General features: G+C 47.2%; 13 protein-coding genes. 1 reads left to right on the forward strand and 12 read right to left on the reverse strand.

The window, feature by feature from the left end; all coding sequences use genetic code 11:
* Positions 1-609: 609 nt before the first annotated feature.
* The 12 genes from PSHG_RS12065 to PSHG_RS12125 all read right to left on the reverse strand — a co-directional run bounded on the left by PSHG_RS12065 (position 610) and on the right by PSHG_RS12125 (position 16,948).
* On the reverse strand, positions 610-1,326 hold the full coding sequence (locus tag PSHG_RS12065; protein WP_026021339.1) for a DsbA family oxidoreductase: 717 nt from the start codon (positions 1,324-1,326) through the stop codon (positions 610-612).
* Positions 1,327-1,785: 459 nt separating this feature from the next.
* Entirely contained in the window at positions 1,786-1,971 is a 186-nt protein-coding gene (locus tag PSHG_RS12070) for a hypothetical protein (protein WP_010273086.1), read from the reverse strand.
* Positions 1,972-2,214: 243 nt separating this feature from the next.
* Positions 2,215-3,813 carry an extracellular solute-binding protein gene (locus tag PSHG_RS12075; protein ID WP_010273088.1) on the reverse strand — a complete coding sequence of 533 codons (1,599 nt, stop codon included), beginning with the start codon at positions 3,811-3,813 and terminating at the stop codon, positions 2,215-2,217.
* 704 nt (positions 3,814-4,517) lie between these two features.
* Positions 4,518-6,053 (reverse strand): hypothetical protein, encoded by a 1,536-nt coding sequence (locus PSHG_RS12080; protein ID WP_010273090.1) that lies wholly within the window; start codon positions 6,051-6,053, stop codon positions 4,518-4,520.
* A gap of 173 nt (positions 6,054-6,226) precedes the next feature.
* The gene (locus PSHG_RS27440; protein ID WP_010273092.1) at positions 6,227-8,494 is read right to left on the reverse strand and encodes an ATP-binding protein; all 2,268 of its coding nucleotides are present in this window, start codon (positions 8,492-8,494) and stop codon (positions 6,227-6,229) included.
* A gap of 126 nt (positions 8,495-8,620) precedes the next feature.
* Entirely contained in the window at positions 8,621-9,394 is a 774-nt protein-coding gene (locus PSHG_RS12090) for an ABC transporter permease (RefSeq protein ID WP_010273094.1), read from the reverse strand.
* A complete protein-coding gene (locus tag PSHG_RS27445; RefSeq protein ID WP_010273095.1) occupies positions 9,391-10,329 on the reverse strand; it encodes an ATP-binding cassette domain-containing protein in 939 nt (312 codons plus the stop codon). Before PSHG_RS27445 ends, PSHG_RS12090 begins: the two co-directional genes overlap by 4 nt.
* A gap of 8 nt (positions 10,330-10,337) precedes the next feature.
* On the reverse strand, positions 10,338-11,087 hold the full coding sequence (locus tag PSHG_RS12100; RefSeq protein ID WP_010273097.1) for a MerR family transcriptional regulator: 750 nt from the start codon (positions 11,085-11,087) through the stop codon (positions 10,338-10,340).
* A gap of 923 nt (positions 11,088-12,010) precedes the next feature.
* Positions 12,011-12,775, reverse strand: coding sequence for an SDR family NAD(P)-dependent oxidoreductase (locus tag PSHG_RS12110; RefSeq protein ID WP_010273098.1), 765 nt, complete (start codon positions 12,773-12,775; stop codon positions 12,011-12,013).
* A gap of 189 nt (positions 12,776-12,964) precedes the next feature.
* Positions 12,965-14,692, reverse strand: coding sequence for an IlvD/Edd family dehydratase (locus tag PSHG_RS12115; RefSeq protein ID WP_010273101.1), 1,728 nt, complete (start codon positions 14,690-14,692; stop codon positions 12,965-12,967).
* 12 nt (positions 14,693-14,704) lie between these two features.
* The gene (locus PSHG_RS27450; RefSeq protein WP_010273103.1) at positions 14,705-15,544 is read right to left on the reverse strand and encodes an amidohydrolase family protein; all 840 of its coding nucleotides are present in this window, start codon (positions 15,542-15,544) and stop codon (positions 14,705-14,707) included.
* A 78-nt stretch (positions 15,545-15,622) separates the two neighbouring features.
* The gene (locus PSHG_RS12125) at positions 15,623-16,948 is read right to left on the reverse strand and encodes an aspartate aminotransferase family protein (RefSeq protein WP_010273106.1); all 1,326 of its coding nucleotides are present in this window, start codon (positions 16,946-16,948) and stop codon (positions 15,623-15,625) included.
* A gap of 468 nt (positions 16,949-17,416) precedes the next feature.
* On the opposite strand from PSHG_RS12125, the gene PSHG_RS12130 reads away from it, so the two are divergent.
* Positions 17,417-18,214 carry an IclR family transcriptional regulator gene (locus PSHG_RS12130; RefSeq protein ID WP_026021341.1) on the forward strand — a complete coding sequence of 266 codons (798 nt, stop codon included), beginning with the start codon at positions 17,417-17,419 and terminating at the stop codon, positions 18,212-18,214.
* Positions 18,215-18,461: the final 247 nt, after the last annotated feature.

An 18,461-nucleotide genomic window follows, 5' to 3' on the forward strand; every position in this document is an offset into this window, starting at 1 on the left:
CATGCCCATTTTTACGCACTATCCATGCCCATTTTTACGCACTATCCATGCCCATTTTTACGCACTATCCATGCCCATTTTTACGCACTATCCATGCCCATTTTCCGCCCATGCGCAGCTCCCAGCAAACGGTGTTTAGCCGCATGACGGGAGGGTCTATTCACCACATTAGCCTCCCTACTATATCTGTCCATGAAGGTAGTATAGCTCTAGTCCACAAATCTACTCCCAGCGGGCACTTACAGAATGTCAAGAAGTATGGGAAATACTAATCTCTAGTTGGGGTGCGGAGCATGGGAATCACTAGTCCCCGGGTCGAGTCCGGAGCATGGAATCACTAGTCCCCGGGTCGAGTCCGGAGCATGGAATCACTAGTCCCCGGGTCGAGTCCGGAGCATGGAATCACTAGTCCCCGGGTCGAGTCCGGAGCATGGGGTACCACCAATGTCTGACTAAGTGCGGAGCATGGGCTATCACTAATGCATGGGGAACCACTTCTGATATGCTTCAATAAAAAACGCCAAAGCTCGGTTATAAAACCATGCTTTGACGTTTTCGCAGCTTGCCGCTGTTGGAGACTAAACTAATTCGTTCGAAAATCCGACTTGCTTAGGATCGGCTAGGTCCACACGAACCATCCGCGCAGACATCACCTGGCTCGGACGAGAGCGATTCCAGCTTGGTTGCCGGATTCTCCTCTTCCCATACCTTTTTCAGAGCTTGCAGGAAAACCTCGCTTGGTTGTGCCCCTGAAACGGCATACTTCCTATTAATAACGTAAAATGGAACCCCGGTAGCCCCAAATCGGCTGGCCTCTCTTCCATCCTCGTGCACCTCTTGAATGAACTTATCGCTTTGCAGTAGGGCAGCCGCCTCTTGGCGATCAATCCCAACTTCTTCGGCCAGCGCCAGTAGGGTGTCTGTATCGCCGATATGCTTGGCATCAGTAAAATAAGCTTTATATAAAGCTTCCCACATATCGGGACCCTTGCCAAGTTGTTCCGCCAATTTAATCAGCCTGTGAGCATCTTCTGAATTAGCAGGGATGACTCCGCCAAAACGAAAGTCCAGCCCGACTTCTCGTGCCTGATTAGCCAGCTGTTGGTTCATCTGTTTGACTTCTTCACGGCTGCGTCCCATTTTTTTGGAAAGCATGTCGTACAAGTCATAATCAGGATTTTTAGCGGCATGGGGATCCAACTGGAAGCTTCGATACTGAACCTGCACCTCTCCTTGATGAGCAAACTGCTCTAGAGCAGCTTCAAAACGGCGTTTGCCAATATAACAAAATGGACAGCCAATATCCGACCAAATTTCGATTTGCATCATGCTCAATCTCCCTTCTACTTCTTACGTTGTAACCATTTTAGTTATATCTCAGCCAAAAGTCAACGCACACGCATTATTGCTGAAGGTCGAGTCGATTTGTACGATTCTTCATACAAAAAACGATTTTTTGATGCATTTTGAGCGAGTTTGTACGATTCTTCATACAAATTCCAGCTTTTCTCAAATCCCCGGCGTCATTTTGTGTGACGTTTCGTACAAATTGCCGTATTCCGCGTGCTTCCACGTTCATTTGTATGATTTTTCGTATAAATGTAATTGCGCAGCACTTTTCACCAGTGCATACCACTTTTTCACCGCTCACTAAAAAGTAGATTTTTGAAAAAATCTAAAAATGAGTGAGTAAATGCGAAGGTTCGTAGGAAGTTTGGACTAATTGCCCTAGCCCTTGAGTCTACTGAGAAGGGCAGCAGGGACAATCCAGCAGTGGCAGCTTCCCTACAAACAGCAGGTGGCAATCCAGCAGGCGGCTAGCTGCAGGCGGCAGACAGCATCGGCATGATAGGCATCCAGCAGGTGACAATGCAGCAGTGGCAGCTTTCTGCAGGCAGCAGGCGGCATCCTGCAATCGGCAAACGGCAGTAAGCTGACATCAAGGCTCTGCCGGGAGATGACATCCAGCATCCGCCATCCGCTTCGTTATTTTCCTTAAAAAGCCGATACGTAATAAAGTTGGACAGAAAACATCGCGTTTTCCGCCCAACTCAATACCAAGGATTTATATGTGTGCCCCTCGTTCATTAGGCATTAAGCAGAATACTAGCTGAGCTGCTGTTCATAAAAAGCGCTTTCAAGCTCTTTCAGCTCTTTCAGCTCTTTCGGCACTTTCAAGCTCCTGTAGGCTCCTTCAGGCTCTTTCGATCTCCTTTAAGGTCCGTCTACAAACTTCACTTCTATACCATGCGCGCTGCCGATTTGCTCCGCATAGGCTTCGAAAATTCCTTGGCCACCGTAGGTTGTCATTAACTCTTCCCGGTATTTAGGCCAGTTTGAAGCATCCGGCTCATCAAATAAAATTTGAGTAATCAATTCATTTTGCCGCGTTCTCATTCCACCCAAATCGGTCCCTGGAGGCGGGGCAACGTTAGTGCCTATATGTTCCTTCAGCTGGTAGCTTGTAATGGTATTAATGACTTCACGGTCGCGGTCGGTAAAACGCGGATCAATGACTTCAAGTCCCAGCTTATCTATCTCATTCGGCGGTGTGAAGAAAGAATACAGGGTTAGCCACTGGGTAATCTCGTTGTACTCATCTACATTAAGAGTGATCTGGTTGCCATCCCGGGTGTAATGTGTGCCTTCCTGCCCGTAATGCGTGAGCAGATAGCCTTCTTCACTTGCCAGCCAATCCAGAATTTCGACCGTTCTTTTAATATGATCCGGTCTTTGCTCTGCTACATTGATATGGAACAGAAACGGATTACCAGGCAGCTGAGTTAAAGCGATGCCTTTATCCGGATGCGGGTTGAACGGAACCCAATCAGCGTTCGGGTTTAATTGTTTGGTGCGGTTCAAGATACTGTTCGGATTCCCCTCCAGCATGAAATCCATGGATCCGCCTGCAATAATGCCCGCAACACCTTGGATCGCTTTGTTCCAGTGTTCTGTACCCGAGTTCAGGAACCATTCCGGCTCAACCAAGCCTTCGTCCATCATCATCTTGATTGAATCCAGCACCTGCACGAGGGCCAGATCCGTTTGTCCGTCACGGAATGTACCGTTTTCTTTGTCCAGAATAAAGGTGTAGACATCATTTTCAACAAATCCCGGGAAATCCCAAGAGAACGTTCTACCGCCACCTGCTGCCGTCATTCCATATGTTCTTTGTCTGCTGTTCGGGTCAGGATTACCTTGCGAGAAGGCTCTCATCACTTCCAGCATTTCATCATAGCTGGTAGGCACACTCAAGCCCAGATTATCCAGCCAGTCCTTACGGATATAATAAGACCGGTATACATTTCGTGCAAAAGGAATGGGTGCGCGCACGAATGAATTTTCTATCCCGTAACGCTCCAGCTCCTCTTCCGTAACCCAGTATTTGAAGTAGTTTGGCATAGTTTCAGGAGTGACAAATTCGGTCATATCTGCTAGCAGGCCGTCTAACGCATAGCCTTGTGACTGCACTCCGCCAGCGACAAACAAGTCAGGCGGGTCAGCAGACAATTGCATAGTCATCTTGGTATCAAACTCACTCGAATAAATTTCGGATGTCATATTAAGCGTGACATTGAATTTTTCTTCGATCGTCTGCTTGACAAAATCTTCGTTGGCTCCAGGAAAAATTGCGCTCGCATCAACATGAGGCGCCGCTACTCTCCAGGTGAGCGTGAGGTGCTCTTTTTCCTCTCCGCCGTTCCCCCCCTGTTCTTCCTGGCCGTTGGAAGGCGATGGCGAAGGACTGCTGTCTCCACCCGGAGCAGACGAGCAAGCGGTAATCGCTAAAGCAGATACCAAAGTAACCGGCAATAATTTTAGCCATGGTTTACGTTTCAGTAGGCTTTCCTCCTATTGTCCTCAATAATTTAACTGCCATGAACCCCTCTTATTGAACCGTAATGCAATGCTGCTCTATCCTTTTGAAGCTGCAGGCTGCAGCGTCTGAACTAAGACACCAAAAGATTGATCCCCTCCTTAGGCACTTTTTCGTTTGTTATTTCATATGCTGCCCTCACCCTACCAGCAGATAAGACGCAAACAGCAAAAAACGAAACCGCTTTCAAAACAACTAAATGTATTAATATCCCTCAACCTGTATTTATGCTGTTTGGTTATTATATTTATTAATGGATGAATAAGCAGTGCATAATTAACATTCTCCGTTAAAAATAAATACAAATTACATACAGGTTATATAGGAAAAATATCATACTTGTATGTAAGCGTCAACACTTTTATAAATCGTACGGGCACAATTATTAATTGGAATCAATATTTAACACTTAAAACGAGCGTTCGATAACCAAGAAATGGAATCACACGGTATAAGTGAATCTATATCGTGTACCCGTCCATCGGAAGGAAATCCGTTTGATGAAATGGATTTATTTCCCTAGTTGGGATGGCTCCCATAGAAAAAGGCTATTCCCGAAGCTTCGCCTGCTTTGCTCGGAAATAGCCTATCATGCCTTCTTAGATTAGAATCTGGCTGCCTGCAATCGAATGATCAGTGATCAATTTGGAGGGACTTTAATCAAATACTGGTGAAGAAAACGCAATTTGGCCATTAGCTGTTGAAACGGCTCCCTCCCAACCGACAATCTCAGTGCCGTTCCCATTCCTTGGTCATCATTGACCGCATTCAAGCGGAAGGAATCAAACCCGAAGCTTCCCCCCGAAACAAAATGCTCTTGATCCGGGGCTGATGCTACCAGCTCATTGATCCATTCCAGACACTCCGTTTCGGAAACTTTACCTTCCTTTAACCGGATATAAAATACTGAACCGGCCCATGGCTTTCCCATAATCTTAAATTGCGGCGATGGAGTTATCGCGCTGTAATAAGAGAGTATCAGTCCTTCTTCACAGAGATAATCAAGGAAAGAGCGAACCCAGTACGCATTTCGGTTCAGCCGGTCCAGTCGGAGGCTGTAATAATGCAAATCCGGTTCAGGCAGCTGACATATAGCCATTGGATCCGCACCCGCATCCAAAATAGCCAAATGTTCAATCCAACGCTCTCGCTCCTCCGGTCTTCCGATCCGTTGACCTGCGGCTGCAACATAACCGACATTAGACAGTTCCAGGCCATATTGCAAATATTTAATGCCGCTCTCCACAATAATTAGAACTACATGCTCCGGAAGCTTATCCAAATAGTTCTCAAACAAGGGATTCGTTATAGTGGTGAATGTTCGATCTACAATAACATATAAAGAATCATCTTGTTGGTGCCGATGCAATCCTCTCATAAGTCTTTCCAGATCAATAGGAAGGTGAACCGGCCAGCAAGCGCCAGGGTCAACCATTAAGCCTCCTATACGCTCGTTGGATTCTATCCTTCGGTAGATTTCATCGGGATGCATTTCTACTGGATTGCCAAGAAGCACCTTAGCCAGCTCTACCCCTTCCCCGTAAAATCCGGCTTGATAATATTGAGGAAGAGAGCCGGAAGAGGATTTAGAAACAGCCAAGGCTAACTCTAACGCCTTCATACCGGATGAAGCTGCGAAGCATAACACATTGTGCTGCGAACCAGGCGGAACGGGAAAAAACGCTTTTTGTACAGCTCTTTCATGCTGTTTTACCCGCTCGCTTCCATAGCTTCGCTGATAGGTGCCTTCCTCCAATTGACCATAACCGGATTCCGCGGCCTCACCCGACACCGAATCACCCAAAGAAATACAGGGTGAGGGCCAGTCGCTCGCTGCTAGCAGGGAGCCAATCTGTTTATAGCTTTTGCGAATTGCATATTTCAACTCTAGAAAGGCAACCAGATCACAGGTCTGTATATCCTTCTCGTACTTGCTCAAGGTCCGCTCAATCCGGCTCAGCTGCCTTTCATAGACCTCGCTCAATTCCTGCTCAAACCGGTCATCGGGATAAGCTTCACGAAACTGGTTAAGCCTGCCTTTTACACCGTTAAGCAAAAAACGGAGCTCGCGCAAATCAGCCAGACGATCCTCCATTTCCTGCTGATGCCATTCCTCTGGCTCAATGTTCATATGGTCGAGCCATCTGTGCCATCTAATTTGTATAGATTCAGCCATATAGAAACTCCTAGCAGAATTTTGTCTATTAGTTTGTTTCTATTAGTTTACCCTGACCTGCTTCGAGCTAAGCACAATTGCTGAATCTTTAATAGTAGCTGAGAGCAAAAGAAAATAGCACAGAAATCCGCTCGACCCTGCTTCCGAATTCTTACTCTCTCCGTACAAAAGAGTCAAGAAAGTGATGTCGATTCGTTGTGAATAGCAAATCTGCGCCGGATAACCTCCATTACCCTGCCGCTCGTAATTGGTTTACTTAAATAATCGTCCATGCCTGAGGCCAAATACTTTTCCCGGTCGCCCTTCAAAGCATTGGCAGTAACGGCTACGATAACAGGACACTCCTTCTCCCCAAGCGTCTCACGGAGAGTTACTGCCGCTTCAATCCCGTTCATCAGCGGCATATGCACATCCATAAAGATTAAGTCATATTTATTGTTCAACGCTTCCTTAACAACTTCAGCACCATTTTCAACTACGGCGGTATGATGCCCCATATTATCAAGCATTTTTCTCAGTACCATCTGGTTAATCGGATGATCTTCCGCAATCAATATTCTTAAGCGCCTATAATCATATTCTTCATGAGTTCCCGCAGCAGGCCCGGTAATCTTCGGCTCCGGAATCACTTCGTCCAGCAGAACGGTAAATTGAAAGGTGCTGCCAGGGGATGAATCCGGTACAAGCCAAATGTCCCCTCCCATTAGCTGCACCAATTTCTTGCTGATGGCTAGACCGAGCCCGGTCCCTTCGGTTTCGCGCTTCATGAAAGCATCCACCTGATAAAAGGGCTCGAATAACCGGTCGCGCTTGTCTTCCGGGATCCCAAGCCCGGTATCGCTTACCTCAACCAGCAGCTGTACCTTACCACAGCATTGAAGCTTCCGCTTGACGTGAACCGAGACGCTTCCATGCAGTGTGAATTTGATAGAATTCCCCACCAGGTTGAGGACTACCTGCTTAAGTCTTTTGGCGTCCCCTTTAACCTTTTCAGGCAGGGACTCATCTATTGTGAGATGGATCGGGAGCCCTTTCTCCAAAGCCGACGGTGTTAGCAGATCAATGACTTCGTGAAAGCATTCTTTCAGATCAAAGACCTCATGCACCAGCTCGGTTTTGCCTGAATCGATTTTAGAGAAATCGAGAATATCGTTGATAATAGCGAGCAGGGTATGTCCGCTTTTACGGATAATTTTCAGATACTCCAGCTGTTCTTCGTTAATACTGGTCGTTTCCAGCAATAAATCGGTCATCCCGATAATGCCATTCATCGGAGTGCGAATTTCATGACTCAGCATCGCTAAAAATTCAGATTTGGCCTGATTGGTCGCTTCTGCTGTTTGTTTGGCCTGCAGAAGCTCTTTTTGCTCTGTCATGTCTTTCGCAATAATATAAAAGCCCGTATTCTTAGAGCTGATCATAATCGGTGCAATCGTTATGAGGACATCCAGCACATGCCCATCTTTGTGAATCATTTGGTTAAGCTGCTTTTCAACCGAATCATCCTCCAAGGAACGGAACAGAATGTCCTTCATGTCGACATTTCTCACCAGCTTGCCAAAGGAATTCCCGATCAGTTCAGCGGCTTCATAGCCGGTTAAGCTCTTGGCCCGGTCATTGCAATTAATAACTCTGCCTTCCAAATCGAGTGAAAACACCGCATCATGATTGTATTTCTTTAATGAGGTGTAGCGTTCAATAGTTTCGTTCAGCTTAAGCTCTGTCCGTTTATGTTCAGAAATATCTTGTATCGTCCCCAGCAGCCCCAACCGCTCCTGTGTATCGGAATGATATATCCGTCCTTGAATTTGCCAATAATAAAGCACGCCTTCTTCATCCGCAATAGAAAATTCAAACGTGAAAGAATGCTGCTCATCTATAGCATTTAATTCTTGCAAAAACCGCTCGTGCTCCGCAGGCGGCACAAGCTTAAGCAGCTGCAAGGCGTCCTCATCTAGCTGTTGACTGGTAATTCTCGTATAAATACCTCTGGGAGGAACAGCAAAAGTCAAATTATTTTCCTGCTCCTTCCATTCCCAGAAGTTGACTAATGCCATGCCACTCTGATCGGCAAGCAAACTTCGCAGCTTGTCAGGCATCGAAGCCTGCCGGAACTGGATCAAATAACAGGGCTTCGGTTCCGCCAATCGGGTAACGGTCATCATCACCGGAACCGCCCCACCCGTTTGATTAAGCAGCTCACACTCCAGTATCCCCTTCTCGGGGATACGCTGAATGTCTTCCCATATATCAGAATTTGTCAGATACTCATTGAATTTCTGGATTTGATTGTTGTCCTCTCGAAGATCCAGCATCCTGACGAATGCGGGATTCTTATACAAGAAATTGCCTTCACAGTCAACAAGAGCTGCACCATATGCCAGATTGTGTACAATGGCCTGCAGCAAGGATGCTTCCTTGTCTCCAGATGCTTCTAACATGAGCAAGGCACCGCCTTTCCATGTAACATAACTTTTCTATATCTAGCAATTCTATTATAGCAAACTATGTTAGGGAAAGGCGTAATCCTTCAACATAATCTATCAAAATAACTCTTCATTTTTAGTTTACATCGACCGTTGATATTGCCGGAATGCTCTAGATACGAGCAGACACGCTGCCAAAAAGAGAACCAGCAGGAAGCAGCCATGCTGCAGCACGAGACCCCAGTCAGGCTGTGCAGCCAGCACCTCCCGCCCCGCTTCTACCGCCCAGTTAAGCGGATTAAACCGGGCGACGGCCTCCACCCAGCGCGGCACTAACTGCAGTGGCATGAACATTTCGGACAAGAACAATAACGGCATAGTGGCAAAGCTGACTGCTGCAGTTAAGCTCGATTCCTTACGAACGAACAGCCCGAGTGATATGGATAAGGCCGCCATCGCAAGTCCAAGCAGCACCGCAATCAGGATCAGTTGGACAATGCCTAACAGACCCCCGCTAAAGCTCGCACCCAGCAGAAAAGCGACACCGGCCATTAGCGCCGCCTGGAAAGTCAAGGTCAACGCATCCTGCAGTAAGGAACCAAGCAGCAAAGCCAGACGATTGATCGGCGAAATCAGCAAGCGGTCGAGCACCCCGTCTTTATAATCGCTCAGCACGCCCATGCCGGCATAGGCACCCGACATCATGGTACTCATCATGACAATACCAGGACCAAGATAATCCATGTAAGAGCTTGCTGTAAACCCCGGAATGCTTACCATGCTGGAAAACACCTGCCCGAATAAAATCATCCAAAAAATCGGCTGCACAATGGTCATCAGCACTATAAAAGGAGAACGGAGCAAGCCTCTCAAATAGCGCATAAACATCCATGCCGTATCCGTCAGCAGTTTCATGACTCCCCATCCTTCCGCAGCATTTTCCCAGTGTACAACAGATACACATCTCCAAGATCCGGTCTGGCTACAGCTATGGAATTTACTGTTACATGTTTTTCTTCCAATAATCTTATAATGTCCGGCAGCTTTTCAGCTCCCTTATCTGTTATTACATGCAGCGTGCTGTCGTCTTGATGGTTAAGCTGCTGAGTTGGATAAATGGGTTCGAGGATTTGCGCTGCTATTTGCGGTTCCCGGCATTGGATCGTTATCGTGTCTCCGCCCACCTTGCTTTTCATCTCTTCCGCTGTTCCCTCTGCAACGATTGTTCCCTCATTCATGAAAGCGATCCGGTCAGCTAGTTCGTCCGCTTCCTCCATATAGTGGGTAGTCAGCACAACAGTCATGCCATGCTCCCTCTGCAGTTGCTTGATTGTCTGCCATAAGTCCGCTCGCGATTCAGGATCAAGGCCTGTGGTAGGCTCATCAAGAAAAAGAAGCCGCGGGCGATGAATAATTCCCATAGCCAGATCCAGCTTCCTTCTCATTCCTCCTGAATAATGCTTGCTGAGCCGGTCGGCATCCTTCAGCAAATGAAAGCCAGTTAACAGCTCGTGGACCCGTTCTCTTAGCGCTTCCCCCCGCAGGCCGTATATTCTCCCCTGCAGCATCAGATTCTCTCTCCCTGTTCCCATCGGATCGACCCCTGAATTCTGAGCTACACAACCTATCATTTTTTTATTGATTTGGGGAGAACCAAAATAGTAAATCTCTCCAGCATCGGCTGACGCCAAGGTGGTAAGAATGCGAACCGTTGTCGTCTTCCCTGAGCCGTTCGGTCCTAACAAGGCATAAATTTTTCCTTCTTCTATGATTAGGGACAGGTCTTGAATCGCCGTAATGTTTTTCCCATAGGTTTTTTTAACCTTCACCATCTGAACAGCTGCATTCATGCTAAGATTCACCCTCCTTCTTTCCCGAGCCCAGTTCCCTTTGATTCCTTTATCTGGATCGCTTTTGTTATAAAATCAACAACGTCCTTAGTCATAGGGTAAAACATAACTCCATCACTTTCCTTCGTTATCGCGTTCCAGGCGTTTCCCAAAAATTCGTCATCATTTCCAAACATTTCATAAACCCCTTCCATCCATCGTTCTGCAAGGTGCTGTGCAATATCCGAATCGGGTGAGGCGTGGAGATTTTCTCGGATTTCATAAATAAGCGCTACCCAATGATCCATTTTATCTTGGTCCATATTGACGGATAGCATTTTTTTCTGCTGCTCCCGGCTCATGTAGCGATCCAACACTCTTACCGCTTCATTCTCACCCTGTTGAAACATTTGCATAACACCAAAGATCAGCTGCCAATTCACCTTCTTCTCAATCTGAATCGAATATAAGATTCCTTGTAACGAGCGTTGAAGATCTTCAAGCCTTTTCTTTTCTTCTTCTACCATTAACAGCTGTTCGGTAAACGCAGTTTCCCAGGACGGGGGAGCTTCCTGTAAAATGAGCTGAATCTTTTCCAAGGAAAATCCTAAAAATTTCAACGCCAAAATTTGTTCCAGACGCATGATTTCCTCATTGCCGTACAGACGATGGCCGCCTTCAGTGGCGCTTGCCGGTTTCAATAAATCAATCTCATCATAATAGTCAAGCGTTCTTACTGTAACTCCCGTTTTCTTGGAAAGCTGCCCGATCGTATACATCCCCGACCTCCTTCTAACAAATGGGTATGAACCCAGTATAAAACAGCACGTAACGTGGCGTTCAATCCCTTTTTTTGAAAAAAGCTCAAAACTCCTATTAGTGGTTTTAGCAGAATGCGATGGAACGCGTTGCGTAGGCGAAAGCGTGGAAGCCCAGGCGAGTGCAAGAGCGTGGAGGCGCACGGGCTAGAGCGCGAGCAATGAGTGCGAGAGAGGCGAGCGATGAAGCGCGTTGCCTGCGGGACACTTCCACTTGGAAGAGGAGTGCGAACCTGGTGGTGAACGATGCGACGGGCGTGAAGTGCGTTGAGTGGGGCGCGAGCAATGAGCGCATGCATGGAGCGAGCGATCGTTGGCGCAATCGTTGGCGCGATCGCGGTGCTTAGCGTGGACATTGCTGGACAGAGCGCCATATAAGCTCGGCCAGGATTTATGCAAAACGCTGCAGTATGTACCTTTAAGTGCAAGACCTTAAAATTATGAAGGAAAATTAAAAAGCAGCCCGCTATTTAGGGCTGGTGGTAGTATGTGCGGAATTGAACGCCAGATTTGAAACAAATTACAACGGGTTTTCGCATATTTCGCTTTCGAGATCTCTGTGGCGGTGTTTCTATACGGGTTTTCACATACATATCGACTCTGTCCACGCTGCGGCGGCGGGAATCTACAGCCCTCCTGTGAAATTGGATAGTAACTGCAGGGGCCAACCTGGGCTTTAAGCTTGAGAGCTCACGTAGAATCGCTGCCTTTAAAGGCTATTCAATACAGTAATGTTTTCGATCCCAATAGTGTATATCCTAAGCGGTAAAGCCTATAGAAGCATCTTGCATTCAAGGTCTGTTAGGTCTTCTGTTTCCTTGGCTCCCTAAACAACGACAAAGGAAGGCAATGGAGCCATTCTCACTAATATTAAATTTCACTTATTAAATTTCACTTGCATTAGCGAGATGACCGCCATCGACGGGCAAGATAGCTCCTGTAATGTAAGAGGCTTCCTCTGAGACCAGGAACAAGCAAGCATTCGCTACCTCTTCAACTCTTCCCATTCTTCCCATTGGCGTACGTGAGGTTAGCTGCAGTCCAGGCTCTTTGAGCTTTAATTCGCGATCCAATGGTGTTGCAATAAAACCGGGAGCGACCGCGTTAACGCGAATAGCATAAGGCGCCAGTTCACAGGCCATCGATTGGGTTAACAGCACAACTGCACCCTTTGAGCTGTTGTAATGTGCTAACATGGAGCTTCCTGCCAAACCGTTTTTTGAGGCCATCTGAACGAATGCTCCCGGCAGGCTCGCCTCTATCATTCGTTTGGAAATTGCCTGACTAATGATAAACATTGCATCTACATTGATCTGCTGTACTTTTCTCCAAGTTTCATAAGTAAGCCGGGTAAACGGTTCCCGGGTAGCTATACCAGCGTTATTAACAACGAAATCAAGCGGACCAAAACGTTCCCAAGCGTCCTCTGCTGCTGCCAGCGTTTGCTCAGTGTCCGCCAGATCACAGCCCAGCGCCAAGGTTTTGACACCGTACTCGCACTGCAAATGCTTTGCTGTCTGTTCCAGCGGTTCGATCAGAACGTCCAAGAGCACTAGATCTGCCCCCTCCCGGGCGAATCTCTCGGCAATTCCCGCCCCAATTCCCTGCGCGGCGCCAGTAATTAACCCCTTCTTCCCTTTTAGCCTCAAGCAAAATCCCTCCTAGCAGATCTGTCCATTGGAATATTCCGTATATTGAACTAACTATTATATTTATCAGCTCATCCTACAGCTTACTATCCAGCTTATCCTTCAGCTTCCTATTCAGCTTCTATTTCAAAAAAGCATTCATTACATGCAAATAATTACTTTTCTTCCGTCCAACATATGCCGATACATTTATTTGCTTTCTTCTTCACCGCGAAGCTCAGGCGGAAGCAAAAAATCAAAATCACAGCCTCTGTCCGCCTGCAGTACACGTTCTGTAAAAAGCAAGCCGTAACCGCGGTCATAATGCGGAGCAGGAGCCTGCCATTTTTGTTTTCGCTGTTGCAGCTCCGCATCGTCCACCAGCACATTCAATGTCCGGGAGGCGATGTCCAGCTCAATTAAATCCCCGTCGCGGACTAGAGCCAAAGGCCCGCCAATCGCGGCTTCGGGAGCGACATGGACGATCAGTGCGCCATAGGAGGTGCCGCTGATCCTAGCATCGGAGATTCTAACCATATCGCGTACTCCTTTTTTCAGCAGCTTCTGCGGAATAGGGATTTGTCCGATTTCGGGCATTGCCGGCGCTCCCTTGGGCCCTGCGTTCTGCAGGACAAGTACACTCGATTCATCCACATCTAGTTCAGGGTCATCAATTCGCTTCTGCAGATCCTCGGGCGAATGGAAAACTACCGCTTTACCCACATGCTTCTTCAAGTGGGAGGATACGGCCGTTTGTTTGATCAACGCTCCGGATGGGGCGAGGTTCCCGCGAAGCACTGCAATTCCGCCCTGTGCATCCAGCGGCTGGGATAACGGGAAAATAACCTCGCGGTTAAGCACCTGCACCTCACGGAGATTGTCAGCAACGCTCCGTCCGGTCACAGTCAGGCAGTCAGTGTGCAGGAGCGGCTCCAATTCCTTCATCAGGGCAGGCACCCCTCCCGCTTCGAAATACTCCTCCATTTGATATTGACCGGAAGGACGAAGATTTAACAGGAACGGAGTTTCCTTGGCCAGTTCATCAAAGCGCTCCAAAGGAAGGCGGATGCCCAGTCTTCCTGCGATAGCAATCAGATGAATAATCGCATTGGTTGAACCGCCGCTCGCCATCGTTACCCGGATCGCATTGTCCAGCGAACGCTCGTTCATCAGATCACGGGGACGGATATCCGCTTCGACAAGCTTCACAATCTGTTTGCCGGTGAGCTCCGCAAGGTGCTTTCGCCGGCTGTCCGGAGCCGGGATGGCTGCACAGCCGGGCAAAGCCATGCCTAATGCTTCGGCTATTGAAGCCATTGTGCTAGCTGTGCCCATCACCATGCAATGCCCGTCGCTGCGGCAGATAGCATTCTCCGCTGTAGCCAGCTCGGCATCGGTCAAATTGCCGGCCTTGTGCTCGAGCGTGAATTGATAACAGTCCGTACACGCTCCAAGATTAGCTCCGTTTAACCGGCCGTTCAGCATCGGGCCCCCGGTCAGTACGATTGCAGGTATATTAACGCTGGCCGCCGCCATAAGCTGAGCCGGAACGGTTTTATCGCATCCGCCTAGCAGAACAACACCATCCAAAGGATGGGCCTTCATCATTTCCTCCGTATCCATCGCCATCAGGTTTCGGAGCAGCATAGTAGTTGGCTTGACGTAGGGCTCGCCAATGGAGATCGTCGGAAACTCCATAGGTAAGCCTCCGGCCTGCCAAACACCGCGCTTCACATATTCAGCCAATTCTCTGAATTGGGAATGGCATTTGTTTAACTCACTGAAGGTGTTGCAGATGCCGATAACCGGTTTGCGCAAGTCTTCCTCTGTATAGCCCATCGACTTGGTGAATGAACGGTGGATGAATCCCCACAAGCCAGTGTCTTCAAAAAACGCTTCCCCTCTTCGCCTGTCCTTATCCAATGGATCCTTCGACATCGTCGCTTCCTCCTATTTCAGCTCCAGTAATTCTATCGTGTTTCTATGAATGATCGCTTCAATCACTTCTTCGGGCACACGGGGAAGAGAAGTCCCTTCTGTAAAGCGGTTTATATTCCGCATTGCCTCTATCATTTGATCAGGAGTGAAAAAAGGATAGTCTGACCCAAACAAAATTTTGTCCGTCACCCCATACTCCACTGCTGAAATCAAAGCGTTATAAAACTGCCAAGGCCTTGAAGCCAGTGCGGATACGTCCATGTACATTGAAGGATTTTTGCGTACAACCGAAATACATTCATCCACCCATGGATGCCCCATATGCGCTATAATCATTTTTAGCTTAGGGAATTCTCGGGCAATCGGATCCAATGCCGCTGGACGCGATGCATCCAGATAGCCTTCGGGCACAAACGAAGTGCCTTGGTGCCACATAATCGGCAGATTCAGTTCTTCGGCTTTGGCATAGAGTGAAAAATGCTGACGATCGTTCGGGTAAAAGTTTTGATAGATCGGTCCCAGCTTAAGACCGCATAGCTGGTACTCCTTAATTGCTTCTTCCAGCAATAAAGGTGCGTTTTCCCGATTCGGGTCTACGCTGGCGAAGCCAAAAAACTTGCCCTGAAAACGCGATACATATTCGGCAACATACTCATTAGGCACGTTCAATCCTGTCGCGGGGGCATCGAATGCAAGCACGACCGCACCATCCAATGACTCGAAAGCTTCCCTATGCATCTCCGGCGTAGCCAGCAATTCCTTATCGCTTCCCCAAGCCTTTTTAGCTGCTGCAAGTGTAGCCCCGCCGAACTGACCAGGTCCAAATAAGTGGGTGTGACAATCAAACAGCACGCTATCCCCTTCTTCCCTAATTAGTTCAAATTAATCTTCTCTTTCATTTCCATTAGTTCAATTTATCTTCTCTTTCATTTAGTTCAGTTTGCCTTCCTCTTTCAGTTCTTTAAGAACTATCTCGGATTGCTCCAGCGTGAATTCAATATCTTCATCCGTATGGCTGTAGCTGATATGATTGCGTTTTAAATTCATTGGCATTTTAAAAATTCCACGATCGAGAAGCTTGCGCCGGTAAGCAATATAGACGTCGGCATTGTTGTCCATCAAATCCGTATAATGTAATGGCTCTTTGTCCAAAAAATAAGTCGTCCAGACCGAACCGAATCCAGCTACAAATGCCTGAATCCCCAGACGCTGATGAATCTCCCGCAAGCCATCGCGCATCTTTTCTCCCAGCCGGAAAATGTGATCATGTACGGGCTCCTGCTCCATTAACTCCAGAGTGGCTATAGAAGCAGCTGTGCCGACAGCATGGCCGTTGTAGGTTCCCGCAAACCACACATCTCCACCCGGCTTGGTATTAAACCGGTCCATGTATTGGCTTTTACCGGCTATTGCGGCAATGGGAAAGCCGTTGGCCATCGCTTTACCCATCGTGGTCAAATCCGGTGTGACGCCGCATACTGCCTGAAAACCGCCAATATGATGACGGAAGCCCGTAATGACTTCGTCAAAAATTAACAGGGCGCCGTGCTGGTCACACAAGTCGCGCAAGCCTTGCAAGAAACCGTCCTGAGGCATGACACAGCCAATATTGTGCGGAATCGGCTCGACAATCAATGCAGCAATTTCTCCTTGATTGGTCTTGAAAGTATTGGCCACATCTTCCAGATCATTGAAAGTACAAATTAACGTATGGTCAATCGCTTCATCCATCATTCCGGCGGATCCCGGATCTCGTTTGCCAATCATGTCAGGCGTACTCAGCATGTTACGGGCCACATAATCATGCCATCCATGATAGCAGCCTTGAAATTTGATCAATTTCTTGCGGCCGGTTACTGCTCTGGACAAGCGAATAGCATGATATGTCGCTTCTGAACCGGAATTACAAAACAATACGGATTCAGACGATGGCACATGCTTGCAAATTTTTTCTGCCAATTCGATCTCCAAATCAGCTGTACCAACCCCATATAAATCGGTGCGATCAAGCGCTTCCTTGACTTTATTGGTTACATAGGGGTGTTTGTGGCCAAGTACGAAGGGCCCGAAGGCAGCCTGAAAATCCAAGTAACGGTTTCCATCCGCATCGTAAATATAGGCTCCTTCCGCTCCGGAAAAGATCAGATGCGGCTCTACATTACGAATGGAAGTGTGAACGCCCCCCGGCGTAAACTGATTCGCTTTTTGGTATAACTCTTTTGATTTTTCCATTCTTTTTGTCGAAGCAGTATTCATGCAGCTCCACTCCCTGTTTTTTAATTTAATTGAGATTTTGGCATAATTCAATTTAAACAGTAGATATTCAGTATGTTGAACTTAATTCATAATGTTGTCTTGGGCTATTATAAATCAATCTACAAATCCTAGTCAATATAAAACTGGAATGTCCGGATTTCATTTGACAATAGCTGCTGTCATGCCTATAGTAGACATATATAAATGAGCAGGTTTTGTCGGGCAGTATACATTTTCCGTCCGATTTTCCAGCTGGGAGAGACATCTTCAGCATTGTCTTCCGTACAGTTTGGATTCAAACTAATTAATGGATCGATTTTTTATATGAATTCCGGAACTAAGTTCTATATTTTGAATCCCATCAGTATGATTGACATCACAACTACTTGTTATGGTTCTGTAACCTGCAACTACTACCAGCACACATTTGATATTTTCAACAATTTAAATAAATTAGGAGGATCTCATTTGGCAAAGGGTACTAAAGAATATTCCGTTCCAGCTCTTGATAAAGCCATCATGATACTGAATGCTTTATCCGAAAACGAACTGTCTGCGGCAGATCTGCATACTAGCCTGAAGCTCCCCAAAACGACCACCTTTGTAATCTTGAATACGCTGGAGCAGCATGCGATTATTTATAAAAATCCCGACGGTACCTATAGGCTCGGCCCTGGTGTCCTGCATTGGGCCACCCGGTTTTTAGGTTCTATCGATCTTGTTCAATTCGCCAGACCTCATCTTTCTGCTCTGGTTCAAGACACACCTTATACCGGCCATCTGGCAGTATTGGTCGACAACAAGGCTGTTTATTGCGATAAGGTTGAAGGAAACGGATTTGTACGTTTTGCTACTAGTGTAGGGCAAGGCCAACCCCTGCATCAGTCTGCGGTTGGCAAAGCTTTGCTGGCAGATCATCAGCCTAAACAATTGGAGCTTCTAATTCCGGAAATCAATCCGATTGATGACGATAAAGCAGCCCGGACTATGGAAAAGTGGATGGATGATATTCAGTTTGTAAGAGATCACGGATTCTCTATTGAGGATGAAGAATTTGAGGAAGGGGTTCGCTGCATTGGGGCCCCGATACGCAACCACCAGGGGTTTATTGTAGCAGCAATCAGTATTACCTCTTTGAGTCGAGATTTACCCGCTGTCAAGTTTATGAGTGTTGGCAGTCAAGTCAAGGCCGCAGCCTTGGCCATTTCCCAAGCTATCGGCTACCTGCCAACTGCAGCCGAGAAACCTAATAAAGTAACATCATAGCTCCCTGCCTTGCCTTGTGCATGCAACAGCATTTACAAGTAAAGAAGTCCCTGATTGGCTGTTTTTCTAAATAAAAATAACCCATGCAGGTATCGCTTATGCAAATGGTTTTGTTATAACATCCATTTGGCACGAAACCAGCATGGGTTTTATAGTTCCAGGCGGGCATTTTGCATAATTCGGTTTTCATTAACAGGCGAAATCTGGACATAGACGTACAAACCTGATATATCTTTCACTTGTCTTA

It is taken from the genome of Paenibacillus senegalensis JC66 (assembly GCF_000285515.1).
Taxonomy (GTDB): domain Bacteria; phylum Bacillota; class Bacilli; order Paenibacillales; family NBRC-103111; genus Paenibacillus_L; species Paenibacillus_L senegalensis.